This window comes from Rhizocola hellebori (assembly GCF_016862955.1).
GTDB lineage: Bacteria > Actinomycetota > Actinomycetes > Mycobacteriales > Micromonosporaceae > Rhizocola > Rhizocola hellebori.
Genome location: NZ_BONY01000114.1, coordinates 21,447 through 27,762 on the forward strand (window position 1 = coordinate 21,447; position 6,316 = coordinate 27,762).

General features: G+C 66.8%; 7 protein-coding genes. 2 read left to right on the forward strand and 5 right to left on the reverse strand.

The window, feature by feature from the left end; genetic code table 11:
* Positions 1-119: 119 nt before the first annotated feature.
* Positions 120-428 carry a hypothetical protein gene (locus Rhe02_RS45075; protein ID WP_203914708.1) on the forward strand — a complete coding sequence of 103 codons (309 nt, stop codon included), beginning with the start codon at positions 120-122 and terminating at the stop codon, positions 426-428.
* Between the two features lie 115 nt (positions 429-543).
* On the opposite strand, the gene pntB is transcribed toward Rhe02_RS45075, so the two are convergent.
* From pntB to Rhe02_RS45100, 5 genes are all read right to left on the reverse strand, one after another.
* The gene (gene pntB / locus Rhe02_RS45080) at positions 544-2,007 is read right to left on the reverse strand and encodes a Re/Si-specific NAD(P)(+) transhydrogenase subunit beta (RefSeq protein ID WP_203914709.1); all 1,464 of its coding nucleotides are present in this window, start codon (positions 2,005-2,007) and stop codon (positions 544-546) included.
* Positions 2,008-2,012: 5 nt separating this feature from the next.
* Positions 2,013-3,569, reverse strand: a complete 1,557-nt coding sequence (locus tag Rhe02_RS45085) for a Re/Si-specific NAD(P)(+) transhydrogenase subunit alpha (RefSeq protein WP_239124472.1) — start codon at positions 3,567-3,569, stop codon at positions 2,013-2,015.
* A gap of 158 nt (positions 3,570-3,727) precedes the next feature.
* The gene (locus Rhe02_RS50320; RefSeq protein ID WP_239124473.1) at positions 3,728-4,198 is read right to left on the reverse strand and encodes a hypothetical protein; all 471 of its coding nucleotides are present in this window, start codon (positions 4,196-4,198) and stop codon (positions 3,728-3,730) included.
* A 10-nt stretch (positions 4,199-4,208) separates the two neighbouring features.
* Positions 4,209-5,135: an NAD-dependent epimerase/dehydratase family protein gene (locus Rhe02_RS45095; protein ID WP_203914710.1), complete on the reverse strand. Its 927-nt coding sequence runs from the start codon at positions 5,133-5,135 to the stop codon at positions 4,209-4,211.
* 8 nt (positions 5,136-5,143) lie between these two features.
* On the reverse strand, positions 5,144-5,611 hold the full coding sequence (locus Rhe02_RS45100) for an Lrp/AsnC family transcriptional regulator (protein WP_203914711.1): 468 nt from the start codon (positions 5,609-5,611) through the stop codon (positions 5,144-5,146).
* An 82-nt stretch (positions 5,612-5,693) separates the two neighbouring features.
* Between Rhe02_RS45100 and Rhe02_RS45105 the strand changes: the two genes are divergently transcribed.
* Positions 5,694-6,308: a LysE family translocator gene (locus Rhe02_RS45105; protein ID WP_203914712.1), complete on the forward strand. Its 615-nt coding sequence runs from the start codon at positions 5,694-5,696 to the stop codon at positions 6,306-6,308.
* The last annotated feature ends 8 nt before the right edge of the window (positions 6,309-6,316 follow it).

The window sequence follows — 6,316 nt, forward strand, 5'->3', positions numbered from 1 at the left end:
GTGACACCGAGGAGGCGGCCCAGAACTGGAGGTGAGGTGGCCGTGCCCATACACAAAAGGCCCCGACCCGATTCGGCCGCAGCAATTGGCGAGGTGCTCAAACTGCACCGCCATCGCGGTTGAGCCGCGAGGCCGCCCGCGCTATCCGCCACCACTTCGCCGAACCGCGCCCCTCGCACGGCACCGTCCGCTGGCGCAGTCACGGCCTCGACAGGGCCGTCGCCGAAGAGAAGGCCTGGCAGCAACTCCCGCGCGGCGAAGTCCAGGTATTGCGCCAGTACCGCCGCGAAGTCGGCATCGCCCGGCAGGCCCGCGCCGAAGTCCTGCAGCTCACCGCCGCATCGCCCACGCCAGAAGCCCTCGAGCGCCAGATCTGGGACCACGCCGAAACAATCCGCCGCCGCTCATTGCCCTTGCTGGAAAGCTAACTTCCGACCGTCACCGGCACCTACATCTCTGCCTCGCCTTACTAACCCAGAGATGTAGCTGCCGCGGAGCCTTAGCGTCGGCGTTGGTGTGGTTGATTTTCCGGGAGTGTCGGAGTCAGATAGTCCCACCGACTGTCACCGGCGTGCGCTGGGGGGCGCGGGGCGAGGTGTATTCGGGGTTGGTGGTGGCCAGGGCGCGGAGGATGTCGTCGACGCGGGCTTTGGCGTCGCCGAAGAGCATCGAGGTGTTGTCGTGGAAGAAAAGCGGATTCTGCACCCCGGCGTAGCCGGCGGCCATGGAACGCTTGAAGACTACGACGTGTTCGGCTTCCCACACGTGCAGCACTGGCATGCCTGCGATGGGCGAGCCCGGGTCGGCGGCGGCCGGGTTGACGGTGTCGTTGGCGCCGATGACGAGAACGACTGAGGTGCTGGCGAAGTCGTCGTTGATTTCGTCCATCTCCAGCACGATGTCGTAGGGCACGTGGGCTTCGGCCAGCAGAACGTTCATGTGGCCGGGCAGCCGGCCGGCCACCGGGTGGATGCCGAAGCGCACCCGCACCCCCAGGTCGCGCAGCTTGCGGGTCAGCTCGGCCACCGGGTACTGCGCCTGGGCCACCGCCATGCCGTAACCGGGCGTGATGATGACCGATGACGCGTTGCGCAGCAGCGCCGCAGTCTCATCGGCGGTGATCTCGTGGTGTTCGCCGTAGTCACCGGCGTCGGGCGCGGCGGCCTCGATACCGAAACCGCCTGCGATGACGGAGATGAACGAGCGGTTCATGGCCTGGCACATGATGTAGGACAGGTACGCGCCGGAGGAGCCGACAAGGGCGCCGGTGACGATCAGCAGGTTGTTGTTGAGCAGGAAGCCCGAAGCGGCTGCGGCCCAACCGGAGTAGCTGTTGAGCATGGAGACCACCACCGGCATGTCGCCGCCGCCGATCGAGGCCACCAGATGCCAGCCCAGCGCGAGCGCGACGGCGGTGACCGCGATGAGCAGACCGAGGTGCGGGCGCGACACGAAGGCCACCGTCAGCACGACGAAGGCAACCAGCGCCCCGACGTTGAGCACGTGCCGGCCGGGCAGCATAAGCGGGCTCGAGCTGATGCGGGCGGAAAGCTTGAGGTAGGCCACGATCGACCCGGTGAAGGTGACCGCGCCGATGAACACGCCGATGAAGATCTCCGCGTGGTGGATGTGCAGCAGCGACCCGGTCAGGCTCGCCGAGTGGGCCGTGTCGAGGTAACCGTTCCAGCCGACGAGGACGGCTGCCAGGCCGACGAAGCTGTGCAGGATGGCGATGAGCTCGGGCATGCCCGTCATCTCCACCACGCGAGCGCGCCAGATGCCGATCACCGCACCGATCGCCATCGCGGCCACCAACAGGCCGATGCCGATGGCGGTGACGCTCTGCGAAGCCAGGCCGATGGTGGCGGCGAGCGCGATGGCCATGCCGGCGATGCCGAAAACGACACCGGAGCGGGAAGTCTCGTGTTTGGACAGTCCGGCCAGGCTGAGGATGAACAGCAGGGCAGCAACGATGTAGGCCGCCTGAGCGGCCGTAAGCGGAGTCATGGCTATCAGTCCTTCGAGAACATGCTCAGCATGCGCCGGGTGACGGCGAAGCCGCCGAAGATATTGATGCTGGCCAGCAGAATCGCGGCGAACGACAGCGACGTGACCAGGGTGTTGCCGTGGCCGATCTGGAGCACAGCTCCGACCACGATGATTCCGGAGATGGCATTGGTGACCGACATCAACGGCGTGTGCAGCGCGTGATGCACCTTGCCCACCACGTAGAAGCCGATGACGATCGCGAGCACGAAGACGGTGAAGTTGCCGATCAGCTGGCTCGGCGCGACCGCGGTGAGCAGAAACAGCGCCGCGAGCGCCAGCCCGGCAAGGGTGTAGGTGCGGCTCGGCTTCGCCGCGGCGGGCTTCTGCGCCACCGCGACCGGCGCTGCAATCGTCTGCGCGGCAGACACTTGCACCGGCGGCGGGGGCCACGTCAGCGAACCGTCGCGCACCACGGTCATCGAGCGCAGCACCACGTCGGAGAAGTCGAGCACGATCTGCCCGTCCTTGGCCGGAGTCAACAGCTTCAAAAGGTTGACCAGATTCGTCCCGTATAGCTGGGAAGCTTGCGCGGGCAACCGGCCCGGCAGATCCGTGTAGCCGATAATGGTCACGCCGTTGCCGGTCACCACCGCCTGACCGGCCACCGAGCCCGCGACGTTGCCGCCTTGCGCGGCGGCCATGTCGACGATGACGCTTCCCGCTCGCATGCTCGCCACATGCTCGGCGGTGAGCAGCTTCGGCGCGGGGCGGCCCGGGATGAGCGCCGTGGTGATGACGATGTCGCAATCGGCGGCCTGCTGCGCGTAGAGCTGGGCGGCGCGCCGGTCGTAGTCCTGCGAGGTCTGTTTGGCGTAGCCGTCGGTGCTCACCTGCTGCTCGGCCTCGACCGCCAGGAACTCGCCCCCCAGCGAGCGAACCTGCTCGGCCACTTCGGGCCGTGGGTCGGTGGCGCGCACGATCGCGCCCAGGCTCTTCGCGGCCCCAATCGCAGCGAGGCCGGCGACACCAGCGCCGGCCACAAGAACTTTCGCGGGAGCCACCTTGCCGGCGGCGGTCACCTGCCCGGCGAAGAACCGGCCGAACGCGTGGGCTGCCTCCACCACTGCCCGGTACCCGGCAATATTGGCCATGGAAGAAAGCACATCCAGCGACTGTGCTCGGGAGATGCGTGGCACCGCATCCATCGCCAGCACCGTGATCGGCCGGGCCGCCATCGCCTCCACCAGCTGCGGGTTAAGCGCCGGGCTGACCAGCCCGATCAGCGTCGCGCCCGGCGCGAGCTTGCCCAGCTCGTCAAGCGCGGGCGGGTTCACCTTGACAACGATGTCGCTTTGCCAGCAGTCGTGATGGCTGCCTATCTTCGCGCCAGCCTCCATATAGTCGTCGTCGGCGAAACTGGACAGCGCTCCCGCGCCCGCCTCGACCACCACCTCAAAACCAAGACTGATCATCTGCCGGACGGTCGACGGAGTGGCAGCAACCCGAGTCTCGCCCACGGCGGATTCCCCGACCACCCCTATCCGCTGCACCACGCGTCCCGCTTGCTCTTGCTCCTGCACTTGCTGTCTCCTCCGGACGGTGGCCTTCAGATCAGATCAATCGGAATGACTACCTTACCGATGGTTCAGCGCCACCGGCGACCCCGCCCCTAACCCGAGCTCCGAAATGGCCGGTGAGCTGGCTAAACAGTCCATCCCGGTGATCACTGATCCGACGTTTAGCGAAGCTGAGGGTGATGGCCGTAGTGGTGCTCGTGAACCAGCGGGTCGGTCTCCAATACGAAGTCGAACACCTGCCAGAAGTCCGCTATCCGGGGATGCGCGAGCGCTTCCTCGCGGCTGAGTTTGTGTCCGTACAAGGGCCCGTCGGAGGCCACCGCCGCGGCGTCGACGGCTGTCGCCGCGGGCAGGTCACTGTTGCTGACCGGACCGAACCGGCAGCCGAAAGTGACGTGATCCCCGTAGTCGGCCCCGTCGCCCCACGTCCCGAATACGACATCGACCCAGGTTTCACGGACCTCCCCGCGGTGGTCGTAGCAGGCCGCGAAATACACGGCATACGGCTGACCGTTCCTGCGCACCATGCACCAGGTGCGTTCGCTGGGCTGCCCACAACACTCGCAAACCTTCGTCTTGCGGCCGCGATAGGACTCGTCGGTGTCGAACATCCGCACATCCTGACCGATCATGGCCGACATCTCAATGGGCAGTCGGGTGCAAGGCCTCCCAGGCATCGCTGATGATCCGCTCAATGGTCGACGTCTCAGGGTGCCATTGCAGCGTCTTTTGTATGCGGTCCGGGTCGCTGATCAAAGTGTGGGCCTCGTTGGCGGCGTCGCGGTGGACGACGTGGATTTGCCGCCCGGTAACCCGTTCCGCGGCCCGGACGACTTCCATCATGGTGATTCCGTCGCCGGTGCCGAGGTTCAGCAGCTGATGCTCGCCAGGTTTGGCCGCCGCCAACCCCAGCCGGAAAGCACGTGCGGCGTCGGCCAGGTGGGTGAACTCACGCACGGCCGAACCGTCGCCGTTCACTGTCACGTGAGGGATCAGACCGGCCGCGGCGCGCAGGCAGGCGGCGATAATCCGGGTCGGGTCGGGGTCGGCGTGACCGCCGACCGCCCCTGCGATATTGAAGCAGCGCAGGGTTACCCCGCCCACCGAGCCGGTCGCGGCGGTGTAGGCCAGCAGCTGTTCGGCGGCCAATTTCGAAGCCGCGTAAGGGTTTTCAGCGTTCGGCAGAAGGTCCTCGGTGAGACGTCCGGGGCGCGCCGAGCCGTAGACCGCGCTCGTGGAGGCATAGACGAAGGGCAGACCGCCGGTCAGGGCGCGAAGGAGGCTGGCCATGCCGCCGACGTTGGTGTCGAAATAGCCCACCGGGTCGGTGAACGAATCCCGCACCGACTTGAGCCCCGCCAGGTGGCACACGCCATCGAGGCGTTGGGCGGCAAGCGCTTCGGCGATCGCCGACCGGTCGCGCAGATCGGCCCGAATCACCTCGACGTCGCCGCGAAGCCGCGGCGGCGCGGAATGCGAAAGCACAAGCACCTCGTGCCCGTGCTCGGTCAGCTCCGCGGTCACAGCGCGGCCGAGAAAGCCGAGCCCACCGGTCACCAGCACTCGCATGCGGAGGCTCACCTCGCCGATCGGGGGTCGGGCAGCGGCCGGTGGTCGACGATCTGCTTCATGACCAGAGTCGAATTCATCCTTTGCACGCCGGGAAGCGCCGACAGGGTGTCGTCCTGCAGCCGTTGGTACGCGGGAAGGTCAGCGGTCACGATGCGAAGCAGATAATCGGGGTCACCGAAAAGCCGTTGCGCCTGAACAACATTGGGGATGGCGGCGACAGCCTCCTCGAAGGCCCGCAGCGTGTCGCGATCTTCTTCGCGCATGGTGACGAAGACGAGCGCCTGGAATTTGAGGCCGACCGCATCGGGGTCGACCAGTGCCCTGTACCCACGGATGGTGCCGTTGCGCTCAAGCTCGCGCAGCCGGCGATGGCAGGGCGAGACGCTCAGGCCAACGCGCGCGGCCAGCTCGGTGATGGTGAGCCGCCCGTCCTCCTGCAGCACGGCAAGAATCTTGCCGTCGATCCGGTCCACAGCGAAGATTCTTCCACGAATTCACCGATGAGTGGTAATAGTCGGAACCACTTTCCAGCCAATCGGCGATACCTTTCCGACCATGGCCGTCGATTCGGTGCTTGCCTTCTGGGCCATCGCGCTGCTGCTGATCGTGGTGCCGGGCGCGGATTGGGCCTTCACCATCGGCGCCGGGATGCGCGGCAGATCGGTCGTGCCCGCGGTTACCGGTCTGGTGGTCGGCTATGCGATGGTCACCGCCGTCATCGCGGCCGGCGTCGGCGCGCTGGTGGCGGGATCGCCCGCCGCCCTTACCGCGCTGTCCATCCTCGGCGGCCTCTACCTGATGTGGCAGGGCGCGGCCACCGCGTTGGGCAACCCGGCCCCGCTGAACGCCACCACCCCGGCCACGCGCTGGCGCACCTTCCTCAAAGGAGTGGGCGTCAGCGGCCTGAATCCCAAGGCCCTCATGATGTTTCTTGCCCTGCTCCCCCAGTTCACCGACACCAGGTGGGGCTGGCCGGTCACCGGCCAGATCGGTGTGCTCGGCGCGATTTTCACGCTGTCCTGCGCGGTCTTCTACCTGTGTCTGGGGTCGGCCGCGCGAACCCTTATGCGCCAACGGCCGAACGCGGCCGCAACGGTGAGCCGCCTCTCCGGGATAGCGATGATCCTCATTGGCGCAGCGCTGCTAGCAGAACGGCTCGGCAAGCTTTGAGCAAGCTT

Coding starts and splice junctions, on each gene's coding strand:
- Rhe02_RS50320 (WP_239124473.1), bottom strand. CDS start 4,198: ATGATCGGTCAGGATGTGCGGATGTTCGACACCGACGAGTCCTATCGC.
- Rhe02_RS45105 (WP_203914712.1), top strand. CDS start 5,694: ATGGCCGTCGATTCGGTGCTTGCCTTCTGGGCCATCGCGCTGCTGCTG.
- Rhe02_RS45095 (WP_203914710.1), bottom strand. CDS start 5,135: ATGCGAGTGCTGGTGACCGGTGGGCTCGGCTTTCTCGGCCGCGCTGTG.
- pntB (WP_203914709.1), bottom strand. CDS start 2,007: ATGACTCCGCTTACGGCCGCTCAGGCGGCCTACATCGTTGCTGCCCTG.